This window comes from Corallococcus sp. AS-1-12, from assembly GCF_020036995.1.
Lineage (GTDB): Bacteria > Myxococcota > Myxococcia > Myxococcales > Myxococcaceae > Corallococcus.
Genome location: NZ_JAIQDD010000001.1, coordinates 368,564 through 389,119 on the forward strand (window position 1 = coordinate 368,564; position 20,556 = coordinate 389,119).

The window sequence follows — 20,556 nt, forward strand, 5'->3', positions numbered from 1 at the left end:
TTACGGCGTGTCGTCTCCGGGCAGGGCGAGCGCCGAGCCAGGTCCTCGCCGCGGAAGCTCGCTCATGCGCCGCGTGGGTGCCTGCGTGATGGCGTCGATCAGCGTCTGGAAGTCCTCCGCCATGGCCGCGATGCGCTCGGGGGCGAACAGGTGGGCCCTGTATTCGAACGTGCCTCCCAGGCCCGCCGCGTCCTCGACGACGTTGAGCTTCAGGTCCGTCAGGGACTGTTCGCGCTGGAGCGGGACCACGGAGACGGTCAGGTCCGCCACGGGGGCCGGGCGGTGCTGCTCCACGGCGGTGAAGGAGAAGCCGACCTGCCACGGCGGTGGCATCCTCGCCGCCAGTTCGACGTGCGGGAGGCCCTGGTGCTGGAAGGCCTCCAGGTACGTGCCCCGGACCCGGCGCAGGACGTCCACGAAGCCGGGGTCTCCCGTCAGGTCCGTGCGGACCACCAGGTAGCCCGCGAACATGCCCGGCAGCTTCTCCAGCTCCGGACGCGGGCGGTTCGCGTGCGAGAAGCCAACGCAGACGTCCTCCTGATCCGCGTCCCGCGCGAGCAGCACCTGGAAGGCGGCGAGCAACAGCACGAACGGCGTGACGCCTTCCCGCCGGCAGAGCGCGCGCAGGGCCCTGGCCTGCTCGGGCGTGAGCTGGAACGGATGGGCGGCGCTCCCACGGGCTTCGTCACCCGTTCGTGCCGGACGGTAGGGGAGCGCCAGCGCGGGGATCGGCCCCGCGAGCTTGCGGCTCCAGTACGCGCGCAGGGACTCCAGGGCTTCGTCCTGGAGCCAGGCGTGTTCCCAGCGGGTGAAGTCCCGGTACTGCAACGCGGGCTCGGGGATCCGTGAGGGCAGGCCCTGACGGTGCGTGGCGTAGAGCTCCGCCAGCTCCCCGAGGAGCAGGCCCGTGGACACGTAGTCCGTGATGGCGTGGTGCTGGTTGATGAGGAGCAGGTGCTGCTCCGCCTCCAGCCGGTAGAGCCGGGCCCGGAACACGGGGCCCCGCTCCACGTCGAACGGCAGGCGCAGCTCCTCGTCGATCCTCCGCGATGCCTCGGCCTCGCGGGCTGGTGCTGGCAGCTCGCCCAGGTCGGTGACCTGGAGCCGTGCCTCTCCGTGCGGAGCGATGCGCTGCATGGGGATGCCGTCGATGCGGGGGAAGGACGTCCGGAGGATTTCGTGGCGCCGGATGAGCTCGTCGAGCGCCTCGCTCAAGGCGGCGGCGTCGAGCGGACCTTCCAGCCGGAACACCGCCGGGGTGGAGTGCGCGAGGTCCTCCGGGCCCTTCGCCGGATCCGACCAGTACACCTGCTGCCGCGTCGACAGGGGCAGCAGCTCGCACGCGGGCGTGGGCGTGATGGGCGGGAGGCTCGGCCCGGCCGTGCCCCGGAGTGAATCGATGTGCGCGGCGAGGGTGGCGATGGTCGGCTTCGCGAAGAAGTCCGTCAGCGACAGCTCCAGGCCGAAGATGCCGCTCATGCGCGTGGCCGCCTGGGTGGCCATGAGGGAGTGGCCGCCCAGCTCGAAGAAGTCGTCGTCCACGCCCAGGGGCGCGCCCTGGAGGACGTCGCTCCACACGCCCGCGATGAGCTCCTCGGTCGGAGTGCGGGGCGGGGTGCGCTGGCGCGTCCCCTGGTTTCCGCTGACCGCTTCGGGCTCCGGGAGCGCCTTGACGTCCAGCTTGCCGTGCGGCGTGAGCGGCAGCGCGGCGAGGGGCACCCACGCGGACGGCACCATGTAGTCCGGGAGCCGGCCCTTCATGAACGCGCGCAGCGGGTCGATGGCGGTCGAGCCTTCGTCTCGCGCGACGAAGTAGGCCACCAGCCGCTTGCCTCCCGATGGATCCGGACGGGCGACGACGCAGGCCTCGTCCACGCCGGGGGCCTGGGCGAGCACGGCTTCGATCTCCCTGGGTTCGACGCGGAAGCCGCGGACCTTCACCTGATCATCCGCGCGGCCCACGAACTCCAGCTCCCCGGACGCGAGCACCCGCACGAGGTCTCCCGTGCGGTACAGCCGCGCTCCGGGCGTGGTCGCGAAGGGGGACGGAACGAAGCGCTCCGCCGTGAGGTCCGGCCGCTCCAGGTAGCCGCGCGCCAGCCCCGTGCCTCCAACGTACAGCTCGCCCGTGCTGCCCCGGGGGACGGGGTGGAGGCGGGCGTCGAGCACGTACAGCCGCACGTTCGGCAGCGGACGGCCGATGCTCGGCCGCTCGGCGTTCACGTCCGGGCTGATGCTCGCGCACACCGTCACTTCGGTGGGGCCGTAGGCGTTGAGCAGGCGCCGGCCCGGCTTCCACCGCGCGGCGATCTCCGGCGTGCACGCATCGCCCGCGGAGATGACCACCCGCAGCGTGTCCAGTCCGGCCGGATCCAACTGCGCCAGCACCGGCGGCGTGAGCGTCACGGTGGTGATGCCCTCGCGCTGGAGCAGGTTGCGCAGCGGTGCCCCCGGCATCAGCGCGTCGCGCGGGGCCAGGTGGATGCACCCGCCGCCCACGAGCGTGGCGAAGACCTCGGAGACGGAGGCGTCGAAGCCGAGCGCCGCGGCCTGGAGCACCCGGCTGCCGGACGTGATGTCGAACGTGGCCGCCTGGGCCAGGGCCGTGTTGCACAGGCCCTGGTGGGTGAGCAGGACGCCCTTGGGCTTCCCCGTGGAGCCCGAGGTGAAGATGACGTAGGCCAGCGCGCCGGGGGCCACCGCGACGTCCAGCGGCGTGTTCGGGTGGCGCGCGATGCCCGCCCACTCCGTGTCCAGACACACCGGCAGCTCGGAGCGCAGGGGGAGCTCGTCGAGCACCGCGGCCTGCGTGAGGAGGACGGAGACCGCCGACTCCTGGAGCAACAGGGAGAGTCGCTCGGTGGGATAGCCGGGGTCGAGCGGGACGAAGCCGCCTCCGGCCTTCAGCACGCCGAGCAGCGCCACCACCAGCTCCAGCGCCCGCTCCATGCAGACGCCGACGCGCACCTCGGGGCCGACGCCCAGCCCGCGCAGGTGGCGCGCGAGCTGGTTGGAACGCCGGTCGAGCTCCGCGTACGTCAACGCCTGCCCCTGGAAGGACACCGCCAGCGCGTGCGGCGTGCGGCGCGCCTGTGCTTCGAAGAGGGCGTGCACGCGCAGGTCCGCGGGCAGCTCCGCGTCCGTGGCGTTCCATTCGACGAGCAGTTGGTGGCGCTCCGCGTCCGCGAGCACGGGCAGGGCGGCCAGCTTCATGTCCGGCGCGGAGACCGCCGCCTCCAGCACGCGCTGGTAGGCCTGGGCCATGCGGGCGATCGTCGCCGCGTCGAAGAGGTCCGTGCTGTACTCCCACACGCCGACGAGGCTGCCCTGGAACTCCTCCAGCACCAGGGTGAGGTCGAACTTGGAGGAGTCGTTCTCGAACGCCACGCCGCTCAACGTCAGGCCGGGCAGCTCGAGCTCCGTGAGCGGCTGGTTCTGGAGCGCCAGCTTCACCTGGAACAGCGGCGTGTGCCCCAGGCTGCGCTCCGGGTTGAGCGCGCGGACGAGCTCCTCGAACGGCAGGTCCTGGTGCGCGTAGGCCTCCAGCGAGGCCTCACGCACGCGGCGGATGAGCTCGCGGAAGGCCGGGTCTCCGCCCAGGCGTCCGCGGATCACCAACTGGTTCACGAAGAAGCCGATGAGGCCTTCCATGTCCGCGTGGTTGCGGCCGGCCACGTCGGTGCCCACGGTCAGGTCCTCCTGGCCCGTGTAGCGCGCGAGCAGGGCCTGGAAGCCGGCCATGAGGGTCATGAACAGCGTGGCGCCCTCCGCGCGGCTGAGGCCCTTCAGCGCCTCGACGAGCGCAGGCGGCAGCGTGGCGCGGTGGTGCGCGCCCCGCAGGCTCTGCGTCAGCGGGCGCGGCCGGTCGGTGGGCAGCGCCAGCACCGGCGGGACGTCCGCGAGCTGCCGCCGCCAGTAGTCGAGCTGCGCCTCCAGCACGTCGCCCTTCAGCCAGCCGCGCTGCCAGGTGGCGAAGTCCGCGTACTGGAGCGCCGGCTTCGGCAGGGGCGAGGGTTGCTCCGCGACGAAGGCGACGTAGAGCGCCATCAGGTCCCGGACGAGGATGCCCCGCGACCAGCCGTCGGAGATGATGTGGTGCATCACGAAGACGAGCACGTGCTCCCGCGCGGACATGCGCAGCAGCGACACGCGCACGAGCGGCCCGCGGGCCAGGTCGAAGGAGCCTCCCGCCTCGTCGCTCACGTAGCGGAGGACCACCTCGTCGAGCTCCGGCTGGGGCACGTCCGACAGGTCCACGCGCGCCAGCGGGACGTCCAGGTCCGCGGCGATGTGCTGCACCGGCTCACCGTCCACCAGCTCGAAGGTCGTGCGCAGGCTCTCGTGCCGGCGGACGATCTCCGCGATGCAGCGCTCGAGCACGCCCGCGTCGAGCTCGCCGTGCACCCGGATGGCGCCGGAGATGTTGTAGGCCGCGTTGCCGGGCCGCATCCGGTCCACCACCCAGAGGCGCTTCTGCGCGAAGGACAGCGGCAGCGCCTGTTCGCGCGGGACGGGGACGATGGCCGGCCGGTCCACGCCCGCGCCCAGGCGCTGGAGGCGCTCGTCGATGCGCTCGGCCAGGGCCTCCACGGTGGGGTGCGCGAACAGCTCGCGCAGGGGCAGCTCCACGCCCAGGGCCGCGCGGATGCGCGACACGGCCTGGGTCGCGAGCAGCGAGTGTCCGCCCAGGTCGAAGAAGCTGTCCTGGACGCTCACGCGATCCACCGACAGGAGCCGCGCGAAGAGTCCGGCGAGGATCTCCTGGGTCGGTGTCCTCGGCGCCACGACGGGCTGGTCGCCGCCGGCACCTCCGCGCCGCCGGGCCGCCGTCGCCGCGGGCATGAGCGCCGCGCGGTCCACCTTGCCGTTGGGCGTGCGGGGCAGGGCGTCCACGGTGATGAAGGCGGACGGGAGCATGGGCTCCGGCAGGCGGGCCGCGAGGAACGCGGTCAGGTCGCTGTCGCCGGGCGCGCCCGTGTCGCCGGGGACGACGCAGGCCACGAGCCTGGCTCCGCCGTCCTGTTCGGGGAGCGCGAGGACCACGGCCGCGCGCACGCCGGGGTGCCGCGTGAGCGTGGATTCGATCTCACCCAGCTCCACGCGGTTGCCGCGCACCTTCACCTGGTCGTCACGCCGGCCGACGAACTCCAGCGTGCCGTCCGCGCGCCAGCGCCCGTAGTCGCCCGTGGCGTAGAGCCGCGCGCCCAACCGGTCCGGGCCGGGGTGGGGGACGAAACGCTCCGCGGTGAGGTCCGGCCTCCCGAGGAACCCGTGCGTCAGGCCCTTGCCGCCGATGTGGATGTGGCCGACGACGCCGGTGGGCACGCGCTCGCCCGACTCGTCGAGCAGCAGCACCTCCGCGTTGTCGATGGGCCGCCCCGCCGGCACCACGCCCAGGACGTCCTGGGGCGTGGCCCGGTGGAACGTGCTCGTCAGCGTGCACTCGGTGGGGCCGTACTGGTTGACGATGCCCACGCCCGGGCCGAACACCGCGCGCGCCCGATCGACGTCCGTGGCCAGGAGCCGCTCACCACTGCACAGGATGACCCGCACCGTGCGCAGGTCGCGCGGGCGCGTGTCCGCCGCCGCCAGCAGCAGGCGGAGCAGGCTGGGCACCACGCTGGGCAGCAGCGTCACGCGGTGGTGCTCGATGGTGGCGAGCAGTTCCTCCGGGTCTCGCCCGCGCTCGCCCTCGGCGAACACGACGGGGACGCCCATCAGCACTGGCGCCAGCATGTCGCGCAGCGAGGCGTCGAACGAGGCCGAGGCGAGCTGCAGGGCGACATCCCCCGGGCCCGGCTGGTACGTGCGCTCCAGATAGCCCACGTAGTTCAGGATGCCGGCGTGGTGGCAGATGATGCCCTTGGGCCTGCCCGTGGAGCCGGACGTGTAGACCAGGTGCGAGACGTCGTCGCCCTGGACGGCGACCGGCTGGAAGCCTTCGGTGGACGCGCTGGCGATGCCTTCGATGAGCACCGCGTGGCGCCGCCAGGCCTCCGGGAGCTGCTCGCGCCGGGGCCCGTCCGTGACGACGACCCGGGGGCGCGCGTCGTCGAGCATGTACGCGATGCGCTCCGGCGGATAGCCCGGGTCGAGCGGCACGTAGGCGCCGCCCGCTTCGAACACGCCCAGCAGGGTTGAGAGCAGCTCGGGCGAGCGGGGGAGGAAGACGGCGACCGGCGTCCCGCGACGGACTCCGAGCCGTGCCAACTCGGCGGCCATGCGCCGGGCGTCGCGCGCGAGCTCCGCGTAGCCCACGGTGCGTGCGCCCATGATGGCGGCGGGCGACGCCGGTGCGCGCTCCACCTGGCCGTGGAAGCGCTCGAGGATGGACCGGGGCGACGGGGGCTCGCGCACGCCCGACTCCAGGCGCTGGAGCTCGCGGCGCTCGGCCGTGGACAGCAGGGGGACTCCGTCCACGCGCTGTTCGGGCCTGGCGACCACGGCCTCCAGGAACGCGCGCAGGTGCTCCAGCAGGCGGTGCGCGGTGGCGGCGTCGAACAGCGCCGTCGCGTAGCGCAGCGTGCCCCGCAGGCCGCTGGGGATCTCCATGAAGGACAGGCTGAGGTCGAAGCGGGCCGCCTCCTCCGCTCCTGCGAGCGGGCGCAGCGTCAGGCCTCCGGGCAGGGCCAGCTCGGGCACCGGCGCGTTCTGCAGGATGAGCAGCACCTGGAACAGGGGCGACCGGCTGCGGTCGCGCGGGGGCGCCAGCGCCTCCACCAGCTTGTCGAAGGGGATGTCCTGGTGCGCGTACGCGGCGAGCGTCACCTCGCGCACGCGGCCCACGAGTTCGCGGAACGTGGGGTTGCCCGACAGGCGCGTGCGCAGCGCGAGCGTGTTGATGAAGAAGCCGACGGTGCCTTCGAGCTCCTTGCGGTTGCGTCCCGCGATGGGCGTCCCCACCACGACGTCGTCCTGGCCCGAGTGCCGGGCGAGGACCGCCTGGAAGCCCGCGAGCAGCACCATGAACAGCGTGGCGCCTTCGCGGCGGCCCAGCTCCTTCAAGCCGTCCGTGAGCTCGCGCGGCAGGTCCAGCGGCTGGCTCGCGCCGTCGTAGGACGGCGTCGCCGGGCGGGGACGGTCCGTGGGCAGCTCCAGCGCCGGAGGGGCTCCGGCCAACTGGGAGCGCCAGTGCGTCAGCTCCGCCTCCAGCACCTCACCCTGGAGCCGCTCCCGCTGCCAGCGCGCGAAGTCCGCGTAGCTCCGGGTCAGCTCCGGCAAGCGGGGCCGCCGGCCCTCCGCGAAGGCCGCGTAGAACTCCGCCAGCTCTCCGATGACGAGGCCCAGCGACCAGGCGTCGAACACGCTGTGATGCACGGTCAGGGTGACGACGTGCTCTCGCGCGCCCAGCTTGATGAGCCCGGCGCGGATGAGCGGCCCGCGCTCCAGGTCGAAGGGGCGGTGCCCCTCCGCTTCGGCGACGCGGCGCGCTTCCCCGGCCCGCGCGGGCTCCGGGAGGTCGCGCAGGTCGGTGATGGGCACCTCCAGGTCCAGCCGGGGCGCGATGACCTGGAAGACCTGATCGCCGTCCTCCACGAACGTGGTCCGGAGGGATTCGTGGCGGGCCACCAGCGCCTGGAGGCTGCGCACCAGCGCACCCACGTCCAGGTCTCCGTCGCACTGGAGCGCGGTGTGGATGGAGTAGACCGACGTGCCCGGCTCCAGGCGCTCCCAGAACCAGAGGCGCTGCTGGGCGAAGGACAGCGGGGCCCTCGTGGGGCCGGTGGCCGCGACGGGGGACATGGCCGGCTCGGTCGGCGTGGCGTGGTCGCTTGTGCCTCGGCTCGCGGTGATGGCCTGGGCGAGCCCCGCCACCGTGGGCGTCTCGAACAGCGTGCGGATGGGCAGCTCGACCCGGTAGGTCTCTCGCAGCCGTGACAGCAACTGCGTGCCCAGGAGCGAGTGCCCGCCGAGCTCGAAGAAGCTGTCGTGGATGCCCACCGGCGTCACGCCGAGGAGCTCCTGCCACACCTCCGCCAGCTCCTTCTCCAGCGCGTCGCGGGGCGCCACGTAGCCGGTGGGCAGCTCCGGCCGCGCGTGCGATGCGGCGCCCGCCAGCTCCCGCTTCGGTGCCGCCGGTTGGGTCCACGTGGCCCTGCGCGCGGCGAGGTCCCCCGTCGACACGGCCCAGCGACGGACGTCTCCCGCCAGCACGCGCCGGAACGCGGCGACTCCTTCCGCCAGGGTGAGCGCCATCCGCTCAGGTTCGAGCGCGTCCTCCTCACTCCAGCCGTCCCAGTCCACGCTGAACCAGGGCGTGTCGTCGCTCCGTGCCTGGCGCGCGGCGAAGGCGTCCAGGAATAGGTTGGCCGCCGCGTAGGCCGCGAACCCGATGCCGCCCAGCACCGCGGCCAGCGACGACTGCAACAGCACGAAGTCCAGCGGCCGGCCTCGCAGGGCCTGCTCCAGGATCCGCGTGCCTCGCACCTTCGCCTCGAACTGCTCCGCGTGCCGCGCCTCGTTGGCTTCGAGCGTGGGCACGTGCGCGCTGGCGCCCAGGCTGCCCGCCGAGTGGATGACGCCGTGGAGCGCGCCGAAGCGGGCCTCGGTCCGTGCGAGCACCCGCGCCATGTCCTCCGCGTTGCCGACGTCCGCGCGGAGCACCAGCACCTCGCCGCCGCGTCGCTCCAGTTCGCGCAGGTGGCGGATGCGCTGGGACGTGGCGTCCTCCGGGGCGTGCGCTCCGAGCCAGGCGTCCCACTCCTCGCGCGCGGGAAACGCGGACCTGCCCACGAGCACCAGCCGGGCCTGGAACGCGGTGGCGAGCTCCTCGGCCAATGCCATGCCGATGCGCCCGAGGCCGCCCGTGAGGAGGTACACGCCCCGCTCGCGCAGCAGGCCCGTGCCCGGCTCGGGTGGACGCGCGCGCTCGTACGTCTCCGTCCAACGTCGGCCGCTCCGGTACGCGATGACCGGCTCGGTGGCCTCCGCCCGCAGCTCCTGGGCCAGGTGCTTCGCGAGCCGCGCGTTCCCCAGCTCGGCGGGGTTGAGGTCGATGGCGCGCACGCGCAGCGCCGGGAGGTGCTCCTGCGGCAGGACGCGGCATGCTCCCACCAGGAGCGCGCTCTCGGGCTGGAGGGCCTCCTCGCCCGTGACGTCCTGGGCTCCCGAGGTGATGACGCTCAGCTCGACGGCGTCCGCCGTCCCCCTCGCGTGCAAGGCCTGCGTCAGGTGGAGCAGGTCGTGGAACCCGCGCACCGCTTCGTCCAGGGCCGGGCTCTCGGCGCGCACGTTCCCCAGGTGGAGGATCCGTTCGGGCTTCCAGCCTTCGGCGTCCAGGTCCGCGAGAAGCCGTGCGTAGGCCTCCGGCTGCCCGGGCGGCAGGGTGAAGTGCCGGGGGCCCTGGCGGCTGAAGGCGCCCGCCGTGGTGACCCGGACGACGTCCTCGCCCGCGGTCTCCAGGTGGTTCGCGAGCGCGGGTCCCACGGTGGCGTCGAGGAACACCAGCCAGCGCGCGGTGGACGTGCGCGGAACAGGCGGGGCCGTCTGCTTCCAGCCCGGGACATAGAACCAGTCAGCCAGCGCGCCTTCCTTGCGCGCGAGCCCCGGGGAGGCCGCGCGCGCGAGCTGCGGTGCGCTGGCGGGACGCGCGTCGATCCAGTAGCGCTCCCGCTGGAAGGGATAGGTGGCCAGGGGGAGCCGGCGGCGGTGCTCCGCGGGCTGGAGGCCGTTCAAATCCAACGCGGCTCCGGCGAGCCACAGTCGGCCCACGGTCTCCAGGAAGCGCTCCCGGTCGGAAACCGTCTCGCGCGGATGGCGCAGGGTGGACAGGAGCGTGGGCTGCGGCTGCCCCGGTGCCCGTGCCGCCTGCCGCACCAGCGCGCCGAGCGTGGTGCCCGGGCCGACCTCCAGGAACACGTTCGAGGGATCCTCGATCAGCCGCTGCACGCCGTCCGAGAAGCGCACGCCCTGGCGCAGGTGCTCCACCCAGTAGCCCGGATCCGTGGCCTCCTTCTCGGTGATCCAGGTGCCGGTGAGGTTCGAGACGAAGGGCCGGCGCGGCCGTGACAGCTTCACGCCGCGCACCTTCGCGGCGAACGCGTCGAGGATGGGATCCATCATCGCCGAGTGGAACGCGTGCGACGTGTGCAGCCGGCGGAAGGCGACCTTGCGCCGGGTGAGCACCGCCTCCAGCGCCTCCACCATCTCCGTGGGCCCCGAGGCCACGCAGAGCGCGGGCGCGTTGACCGCGGCGATGAAGAGCGCCGGGCCCAGCAGGGGCCGCAGCTCGGCCTCCGGCAGCGCGACGGACACCATCGCGCCCTCCGGAAGCGACTGCATCAGTTGACCGCGCGCCGCGACCAGCGCGAGCGCGTCATCCAGCGACAGCACCCCCGCGAGGCACGCGGCGACGTACTCGCCCACGCTGTGGCCGAGCATGCCCTGGGGCGTCACGCCCAACGCACCCCAGAGCTTCGCCAGCGCGTATTCGATGACGAAGAGCGCGGGTTGGGTCACCTCGGTCCGGGTGAGCCGCGCCTCCGCCGCCGCGGCGTCCGCGTCCGGTGGCGGGAACAGCACCTCGCGCAGGTCGAAGCCGAGCAGGGGCTTCAGGCGATTGCAGCAGTCGTCCACGTGCTTGCGGAAGAGCGGCTCGGAGGCGTGGAGCTCCCGCCCCATGCCCACGTACTGGCTGCCCTGACCGGGGAACAGGAACACGACGGGGCGCGTGGAGGACTCCTGGACCTCCGTGCGCAGGCGCTGCGCGCCGTCCGGTGCCTGCGCGCCGAGCACGGTGAGCGCGTCGTTCGTGTCGCGGCAGAGCAGCACGCGGCGGTGCTCGAACCGCTGGCGCCCCACCTGGAGCGTGTGGGCCACCTGGGCCAGCTCCGCTTCCGGGTGCTGCTCCAGCCAGGCCCGGAGGTTGTGCGTGGCGGCCTCCAGGGCCGGAGCGGTGCGCGCGGACAGGGGCAGCAACTGCCAGGGCCGGCCGGGCGCCTTCGCCGGATCCCGGGGAGGCGCCTCCTCGAGGATGACGTGCGCGTTCGTCCCGCCGATGCCGAACGAGCTCACGCCCGCGCGCAGGGGCGCGCCGTCCGCTGTCCACGGGCGCAGCGTCCCGTTGATGAAGAACGGGCTGTTGCCCAGGTCGAGCCGGGGGTTGGGCGTGTCGGTGTGGAGGCTGGGCGGCAGCTCGCGGTGCTGGAGGGCGAGCACCGTCTTGATGAGGCCGGCGATGCCCGCGGCGGCGTCCAGGTGCCCGATGTTGGTCTTCACCGAGCCGAGCGCGCACCGCGCCGTCGCGCCGGGCTTGAGGCGGGAGCGGAAGGCCTTGGCGAGCGCCGTGACCTCGATGGGATCGCCCAGGGGCGTGGCCGTCCCGTGCGCCTCCACGTAGGTCACCGTCTCCGCGGGCACGTCCGCCAGGCCCAGGGCCTCGGCGATGACGGCGGACTGTCCCTCGACGCTGGGGGCGGTGTAGCCCAGCCGCGCCTCGCCGTCGTTGTTGATGGCGGAGCCTCGGATGATGGCGAGGATGGTGTCGCCGTCCGACAGCGCGTCCGCCACGCGCTTGAGCACGACGACGCCCGCGCCCGAGCCGCGCACGGTGCCCGCGGCCCGCGCGTCGAAGGTCCGGCAGTGCCCGTCCGGCGAGACGACGCCGCCCTCCTGGTAGGGGTAGCCGGTGCGCTGGGGCGTGGCGATGGACACGCCGCCGGCCAGGGCGACGTCGGATTCACCCGTGAGCAGGCTCTGGCACGCGAGGTGGACCGCGACCAGCGAGGACGAACACGCCGTCTGCACCGCGATGCTCGCGCCGCGCAGCCCCAGCTTGTGGGAGACGCGCGGCGGCAGGAAGTCCTTGTCGTTGCTCAGCGTGACCTGGAACGTGCCCATCGCCTGGAGGACGTCCGGGCGGGACAGCAGGTTGCTGTACATGTACGACGACGGCCCCGCGCCGCCGAAGACGGAGACGAGCCCGCGGAACGCACGGGTCGCGTAGCCCGCGCGCTCCAGCGCCTCCCAGCAGACCTCCAGGAAGACGCGGTGCTGCGGGTCCAGCACCTCCGCGTCGCGCGGGCTGAAGTCGAAGAAGCCCGCGTCGAAGCGGTCCACGTCGTCCAGCACGAAGCCCGCGCGCACGTAGCCGGGCTGCTGGATGCGGGCCGGGTCCGCGCCGTCCGCGATCATCTGCGCGTCGGTGAACTCCGTGCGCGCCTCCACGCCGCGGCGCAGGTTGTCCCAGAACTGCTCGAGCGTCGAAGCCTGGGGGAACCGTCCGGCCATGGCGATGATCGCCACGCCTTCCGGACGGGATGCGGAGCGCTCGGAAGTGTCACTCATGGGAATCCTCGGGGTCGCCGTCCAGGTCGGACTCGGCGGGGTCGGCGCGGCCTCGGCGGCGGGCCTGTTGCCGTGAGAGCAGGGCGCGTCGCGTGTCGAAGCGCTCCTCGTCCGCGGCGGCGGTCTCCGTGGCGGGGGGCGCGGCCTCCGTGGCGCGGCGCAGGTGGGCCGCGAGCGCGGCCACGCTCTGGTGCTGGAACAGCTCCACCAGGGGAAGCTGCATGCCCAGCGCGCCCTGGAGCTTGCTGTGGATCTTCACCAGCGACAGGGAGTTGCCGCCCAGGTCGAAGAACCCGTCGTGCAGGCCCACGCGCGGCACGTTGAGGACCTCCTGCCAGATGCCAGCGACGGTCCGCTCGATGTCGTTGCGCGGCGCCTCGTACGGGGTCGCCGTGCCCAGTTGCCCCACGTCGGGGGCGGGCAGCGCCTTGCGGTCCAGCTTGCCGCTCGACGACAGGGGCAGGGACTCCAGCGCCACGAAGGTCGCGGGGACCATGTACTGCGGCAGCCGCCGCGACAGGTGCTCGCGCAGTTGCGAGGCCTGGAGGTCCTGGCCGCTGCTCACGACGTAGGCGACCAGCCGGCGGGTCCCGGCGTCCTCGCGCACCACCGCGGCGGCGTCCTTCACGGCCGGGTGCTCGCGCAGCACGGACTCCACCTCACCCAGTTCGATGCGCAGGCCGCGCAGCTTCACCTGGTCGTCGGCGCGGCCCAGGTACTCCAGCTCGCCGTTGGCGCGCCAGCGGACCACGTCGCCCGTGCGGTACAGGCGCGCTCCGGGCTCCTGGCCGAACGGATCCGGGATGAACCGCTCCGCTGTCAGGTCCGGACGTCCGCCGTAGCCGCGGGCCACGCCCGGTCCACCCACGAGCAGCTCGCCGGCCACGCCCACGGGGACGGGCCGCAGGCGCGCGTCCACCACGTACACCCGCACGTTCGGGAAGGGCCGGCCGATGGTGGGTGCCTCGGGGACCACGGCGTCGTTGATGGAGGCGCAGATGGTCACCTCCGTGGGGCCGTACGCGTTGAGCAGCTTCCGGCCACGGCTCCAGCGCCGGGCCACCTCGGGCGGGCAGGCCTCGCCGGCGGAGATGACCGTGGTGAGGGCGGGCAGGCCCTCCGGATCGAGTTGCGCCAGCACCGACGGCGTCAGCGTGACCGCCGTGACGGCCTGGTCCTTCAGCACCGCGTGGAGCGGAGGTCCGGGCAACAGGGCCTCGCGCGACGCCAGCACCAGCGTCGCTCCCGCGAGCAGCGTGGCGAAGACCTCGCACACGGACGCGTCGAACCCGATGGGGGCGAACTGCAGCACGCGGCTCTCCGGATGGAAGCCATGCGCCTGAACCGCCGCGAGCGCCGTGTTGCGCAGGCCGCGATGCGTGAGCAGCGTGCCCTTGGGCCGGCCCGTCGAACCCGACGTGTAGATGAGGTACGCCAGCGTGTCCGCGTGGAGGGCGCTGGATGGAGCCGTGTCCGGCATCCCCTGCGTCAGCGGCGCGCCGGGTTCGAGCACGTGCACCGCCACGCCCAGCGCGGTCAGGTCCTTCGCCAGGTGCGGCTGCGTGAGCGTCAGCCGGGCCCCGCTGTCCTCGAGCATGTACGCCAGACGCTCGCGCGGGAAGCTCGGGTCGAGCGGCACGTACGCGCCGCCGGCCTTGAGCACCGCGAGGATGCCCACCACCAGCTCCACCGAGCGCTCCAGGCACAGCGCGACGCGGACCTCGGGGCCCACGCCCAGGCCGGCCAGCCGGTGCGCCAATTGGTTCGCCCGCCGCTCCAGCTCGCGGTAGCTCACCCGCTGGTCCTGGAACACCAGCGCGGTCGCGTCCGGCGCGCGCGCCGCCCACTGCGCGAACCGCTCGTGCGCGAGCCCGTCGGGGAAGGGCACCGCCGTGGTGCTCCAGCCGGTGAGGACGTCACGCCGCTCGGACTCGGAGAGCAGGTCCACGGAGGACGGACGCCGCCCCGGATCCGCGAGCACGCCTTCGAGCAGCGCCACCAGGTGCGCGTCCATCCGCTCGAGCGTCGCCCGGTCGAACAACTGGGTGTTGTACTCCATGGCCCCGGTCAGCGCGCCGTCCTCCTCCATGAGCGTGAGGCTCAGGTCGAAGCGCGCCGTGGGCAGGTCCGGCTCCAGCGGCGCCACCGCCAGCCCGGGCAGCGCGAGCGTCGGCTGCGCCGTGTTCTGGAGCGCGAACAGGACCTGGAACAGCGGGGTGCGGCTGAGGTCGCGCTCCGGGTGGAGCGTCTCGACCACCTTCTCGAACGGCACGTCCTGGTGGGCGTAGGCGCCCAGCGTGACGTCGCGCACGCGTCCCAGCAGCTCACGGAACGTGGGGTCGCCGTCCAACTTCGTGCGCAGCACCAGCGTGTTGACGAAGAAGCCGATGAGCGGCTCGGTCTCCTCGCGCGTGCGCCCCGCGATGGGGGAGCCCACGCTGACGTCGTCCTGTCCCGCATACCGGCCAAGCAGGGACTGGAAGGCGGCGAGCAGCGTCATGAAGGGCGTGACGCCTTCTTCACGGCTCACGGTGCGCACGCGCGCGGACAGCTCGGCGGACCAGCGGATGCGGTGGCTCGCGCCTTGGGAGGTGCGCACCGGGGGACGCGGACGGTCCGTGGGCAGCTCCAGCGCGCGGGGCGCCCCGGACAGGCGGGCCTTCCAGTAGGCGAGTTGCGCCTCCAGGACTCCGCCCTCCATCCATTGACGCTGCCAGAGCGCGTAGTCCGCGTACTGGATGGGCAGCGGCGCGAGCGCCGGGGCCTCCGCGCGAAGGCGGGCCGCGTAGAGCGTGGCCATCTCCCGCACGAACACGCCCACGGACCAGCCGTCGGAGATGATGTGGTGCATCGTCATCATCAGGACGTGCTCGTCCGCGGCGCACTCCATCAGCACCGCCCGGAGGAGCGGCCCGCGCGACAGGTCGAACGGCCGGCGCACCTCCTCCGCGCACCGGCGCAGGGCCGCCTGCTCGCGCTCCTCATGCGTCCCCTCCAGGCGCACGCGTTCGAGGATGGACGGGAGGTGTCCGGAGATGACCTGGTGGGGCATCCCTTCCTCCATCGCGAACGTGGTGCGCAGGCTCTCGTGGCGGCGCACCACTTCCGACAGGCTCCACTCCAGCGCGTCCACGTCGAGCGGCCCCTTCAGCCGCGTCGCCTGGGAGAGGGTGTAGTTCGCGCTGCCGGGCTCCAGCCGGTCGAGGAACCACAGGCGCTGCTGCGCGAACGACAGCGGCAGCCGTTCTCCTCGTGGCATCACCGCGAGCGCGGGGATGCCGGGCGCTCCCTGCTCCCGCTTCAAGACCTCCAGGCGCGTGGCCAGGTGCTCCGGCGTCGCCGCCTGGAACAGCTCCCGCAGGGGGAGCTCCACGCCGAAGGCGCCGCGCAGCCGCGACACCAACTGCGTGGCCAGGAGCGAATGTCCGCCCAGGTCGAAGAAGCTGTCGCGGATGCCCACGGTCTCCACGCCGAGCAGCCGCGAGAAGAGGCCCACGAGGATCTCCTCCGTGGGGGTCCTCGGCGGAGCGGCGCCTTCGACGCTCGCGAAGGCGCGCGCGTCCGGGGCGGGCAGGGCCTTGCGTTCGACCTTGCCGTTGGTGGACACCGGCATCGCGTCCATCGCGACGAACGCCGCGGGCACCATGTATTCCGGCAGCCGCTCGAGCATCCAGTGCCGCAGCCGCGCCGCGGACGGCACCGCCTCACGGCCCACGACGTAGCCGATGAGCCGGCGGTCTCCGGCCACGTCCTGCACCGTGACGACCGCCTCCCTCAGCGCGGGGTGCGACCCGAGCACCGCTTCGACCTCGCCCAGCTCGATGCGGAAGCCGCGGATCTTCACCTGTCCGTCGAGCCGGCCCAGGAACTCCAACCGGCCGTCGGTCCGCACGCGGGCGCGGTCGCCCGAGCGGTACATGCGCGCTCCGGGCGGACCATGCGGATCCGGCAGGAACCGCTCGGCCGTCAGGTCCGGACGGCCCAGGTAGCCCTGGGCGATGCCGCCGCCCGCGAGGAACATCTCCCCCGGGACGCCGGCCGGCACCGGACGCAGGGACGCGTCCAGGACGTAGACGCGCGCTCCGGAGATGGCGCGGCCGATCGTGGGCAGCCCCTCCTCGGAACCCTCGGGCGCCACGACGTCGCAGGTGGCGAGGACCGTCACCTCGGTGGGGCCGTACACGTTGAGGAAGCGGTACCGGGCCCCAGCGGGCGGGCGCCGGCGCAACTGATCTCCACCGACGCTGATGACGCGGAGCTGGTGGTGCTCCGGCAGGCGCTCTCCGAGGACGAGCTCCCCGAGCGCGGTGGTGAAGAACACCGTCTGGATGGCGGCGTCCGCGAGCCAACGCGCGATCGCCGCGGGATCCGCGCGCACCGCCTCCGGGACGATGACCAGCGCCGCGCCGGCCGCCAGCTTGGGCCAGAGCTCCAGCACCGACGCGTCGAAGGCCGGAGAGGCCAGCACGGCCGCGCGGTCACCGGGTCCCACGGGCATGTCCCGTTGATGCCAGTCCGACAGGTGGGCCAGCGCGCCATGGTCGACGGTGATGCCCTTGGGGACGCCCGTCGTGCCCGACGTGAAGATGACGTAGGCGGGCGAGGACGGCGGCGGATCCGCGGGCAGTTCGCCCGACGTGGCCTCGGCGCCGGGCGCCGTGCCCTCCGCGAAGATCACCCGCAGCGACGGCGGGATGCGCGCCGCGTGCGCCGGGGTGGTCACGACGGCCGTGGCCCGCGACTCCGCGAGGATGGTGTGGAGCCGCGTGTCCGGCAGCGTGGGCTCGAGCGGCATGAACACGCCTCCCGCCCGGAGGATGGCCAACTGCGCGACGACCATCGCCGCCGAGCGCTCCATCAGCACCGCGATGGGACGAGTCGCGCCGGGAGACGGACGCGGCAGCACGCGCGCCAGGCGCGTGGCTTCACGGTCGAGCTCGCCATAGGTGAGGACGTGCTCGCCGTCGATGACCGCGGGCGCGGAGGGCGTGCGCTCCACCCAACCCCGGATGCGCGGGAGCACGCCGGGGGAGGCGGGGACGGGGAGGGCGGTGGCCTCGGCGGGACTGGACGCGAGCGCGCGCGTCAACTGGGAGAGCCGTTGCTCCGGCGCGGCCACGATGGCCTCCAGCAGCACGCGAAGCTGCGCCGCCATCCGGTCGATCGTGCCGGGGTCGAACAGGTCCGTGTCGTATTCGATGACGCCGTCGAAGCCGCCCGGTCCGTCACGCAGTGACAGCGAGAGGTCGAACTTGGACGCCTGGCTGCCGGTGGGCAGCTCCCGGAAGACGAGCCCGGGGAGCGCCAGCTCCGCCGTGGACGCGTTCTGGAGCGCGAACACCACCTGGAAGAGGGGCGGGTGGCTCAGGCTGCGCTCGGGCCGCAGCTCCTCGACGAGCTTGTCCAGCGGCACGTCCTGGTGGGAGTACGCCGCCAGCGTCACCTCGCGCACCCGGCCCAGCAGCTCCTGGAACGACGGATCGCCAGCGGTGTTCGTCCGCAGGACCAGCGTGTTCACGAAGAAGCCGATGAGGCCTTCGATCTCCGCGCGCGTGCGTCCGGCGATCGGCGTGCCCACGCAGAAGTCGTCCTGGCCGGAGAGGCGCGACAGCAACGTCTGGAACGCCGTCAGCAGCACCATGAACGGCGTGGCGCCCTCGCGCTGGCCAAGCGCCTTCACCCGTTCGGACACGTCCTGGGGCAGGGCCAACGGGTGGATGGCGCCGCGGTAGGCCCGAACGGGCGGCCTCGGACGGTCCGTGGGCAGCTCCAGCAGCGGCGGCGCTCCCGCGAGCGTCTTCCGCCAGTAGTCGAGCTCCGCGTCGAGCACCGGCCCCTCCATCCACTGCCGCTGCCAGGCCGCGTAGTCCACGTACTGGAAGGGGAGGGGCGCGAGGGGCGAGCCGCGTCCCTGCGTGAAGGCCTCATAGAGCGCCGCCACTTCGCGGATGAGCACGCCGGTGGACCAGCCGTCGGAGATGATGTGGTGCAGCGTCACCAGCAGCAGGAACGCGCGGTCGTCCCGCTGGAGCAGCGTGACGCGCAGCAACGGCCCTCGCTGGAGGTCGAACGGCGTGCGGCCCTCCTCCGCCATCAGGCGGGCTTCCTCGGCGGCGCGATCCGCTGGAGGCAGCCCGCGCAGGTCCACGTGGCGCAGCGGCGCCGTGGCCTCCGGGGAGATGACCTGGACCGGCTGGCCCTGCTCGGCGCGGAACGTCGTCCGCAGCGCTTCGTGGCGCTCCACCAGTGACGCGAAGGCGCGCTCGAGCGCGGCCACGTCCAGGTCGCCGTCGATGCGCACCGCCGCCGGGATGTTGTACGACGCGCTCCCCGGCTCTAGCTGATCCATGAACCACAGGCGCTGCTGGGCGAACGACAGGGGCAGCACGCCGTCGCGGGGGATGCGCGACATGGCGGCCCACCGGGTGCCGGTGCTGGCGCCGATGGCCCGCTCGACGTGTGCTGCGAGCGCGCTCACGGTGGACGCTTCGAAGATCGTCCCCACGGGCAACTGGATGCGGAAGGCCGCGCGGATGCGCACGGCCGCCTGGGTCGCCGTCAGGGAGTGGCCGCCGAGCGCGAAGAAGTCGTCCTCGCGGCCCACGCGCGCCACGCCCAGCACCTGGGCGAGGATCTCCGCGAGCCGCTCCTCCACGGGCGTCGCGGGAGCGACATAGGCCGCGCCCGGGGTGGCCAGGTCCGCGTCCACGGCGGGCAGCGCCCGGCGGTCCACCTTGCCGTTCACGGTGAGGGGCAGCGCCGTCAACGACAGGAACGCCGAGGGCACCATCGGGTCCGGGAGCCGGGTGAGCAACCAGCGCCTCAGTTCCAGCGGATCCGGCATCGTGTCGTGGGGCACGACGTACGCCACCAGCCTGCGGTCTCCGTCCACGTCCCGGACCGCCACAGCCGCTTCACGCACCGCCGCGTGCTCCGCCAGCACCGCTTCGATTTCGCCCAGCTCGATGCGGAAGCCGCGCACCTTCACCTGGTCGTCGATGCGGCCCTGGTACTCGAGCTGCCCGTCGGCGCGCCAGCGCACGATGTCGCCCGTGCGGTACAGGCGCTGTCCGGGCGTGGAGGCGAACGGATCCGGCACGAAGCGCTCGGCCGTCAGGTCCGGACGCTGGCTGTAGCCGCGCGCGACGCCCGCGCCGCCGATGAACAGCTCGCCCGGGACGCCGACCGCCGTGGGGGCCCCGTGCGCGTCCAGCACATACAGCCGCGTGTTGGCGATGGGGCGGCCAATGGGGACCGCGCTGTCGAAGCGGGCGTCCGGGCCCACCTCGAAGGTGCAGCAGCCCACCACCGTCTCGGTCGGGCCGTACTCGTTGATGATGCGCGTGGCCGGCGCGCGCTTGCGCCAGGACGCGAGCGCCGCGGACGTCAGGGCCTCGCCGCCCACGACGAAGCAGCGCACCCGGCCGGCGACTTCCACGTCCGACAACTGCGTCTCCAGGAGGGAGAGCTGCGTGGGCGTCAGCTTGACGATGGAGCGGTCCATGCTCGAGCGCAGCACCTGCGCCAGCCCCTCGCCGGCGCGGCCCTCCGGCACCAGGACGACGCGTCCTCCGGCCATCAGCGGCGTCAGGAGGCTGGTGATGGTCAGGTCGAAGCCCAGCGGCGAGTGCACGGGAGCCCCCGCGCCCGCCGCCGCGTCGTACGCGTCACGGCTCCACGCGAGGTAGTTCACCGCGCCCCCGTGCGTCACCATCACGCCCTTGGGCCGGCCGGTGCTCCCCGACGTGTAGAGGACGTACGCCAGTTGCTCCGAGTCCACCGTCACGCCCAGGTCCGCGCCGTCCTCGGAGGACAGGTCGGTCTCGTCCAGGCACAGCGTGTACCCGTTGATGCCCGGCAGCGCGCCGCGCAGATCGGAATGCAGCACCAGGGCCTGGGCGCCGCTGTCCTGGAGCACGTAGGCGAGCCGGTCGTGTGGGTAGCTCGGGTCGATGGGCACGTACGTGCCGCCGGCCTTGAGCACGCCGAGCACGGCCACCACCAGGTCCGGGGTCCGCCGCAGCGCGAGCGCCACCCGGACCTCCGGTCCCACGCCGCCGCGCCGCAGGACGCGCGCGAGCTGGTTCGCCCGCGCGTTCAGTTGGGCGTACGTCAGCAGCTCCGCGCCGGACTCGACGGCCACGGCGCCGGGCGTGCGTCGCGCCTGGGCCTCGAAGAGGGCCGCCACGTGCGGCGCGGGCGCTGACGCCGTGGCCGTGTCATTCCAGGTGTGCAGCAGGTGGCCGTACTCGTCCGCGTCCAGCAGTTGGC

The 20,556-nt window shown here is 73.4% G+C and carries 2 protein-coding genes (1 of these 2 running past the window's edge); both read right to left on the bottom strand.

Annotation, left to right across the window (positions count from 1 at the left end; genetic code table 11):
* Window positions 1-12,285 (bottom strand): non-ribosomal peptide synthetase/type I polyketide synthase, encoded by a 12,285-nt coding sequence (locus tag K8556_RS01450; protein ID WP_223738228.1) that lies wholly within the window; start codon window positions 12,283-12,285, stop codon window positions 1-3.
* Window positions 12,278-20,556, bottom strand: partial view of a non-ribosomal peptide synthase/polyketide synthase gene (locus K8556_RS01455; protein ID WP_223738229.1) — the 3' end only. 9,724 nt of this gene lie beyond the right edge of the window; the window shows 8,279 of its 18,003 coding nt (coding positions 9,725-18,003); its start codon lies off the right edge, out of view — the gene reads right to left on this strand; the stop codon is at window positions 12,278-12,280. The genes K8556_RS01450 and K8556_RS01455 overlap by 8 nt, the downstream gene beginning before the upstream one ends.

Excerpts from the sequence above, each read along its gene's own strand:
- K8556_RS01450 (WP_223738228.1), bottom strand. The coding sequence starts at position 12,285 with ATGAGTGACACTTCCGAGCGCTCCGCATCCCGTCCGGAAGGCGTGGCG.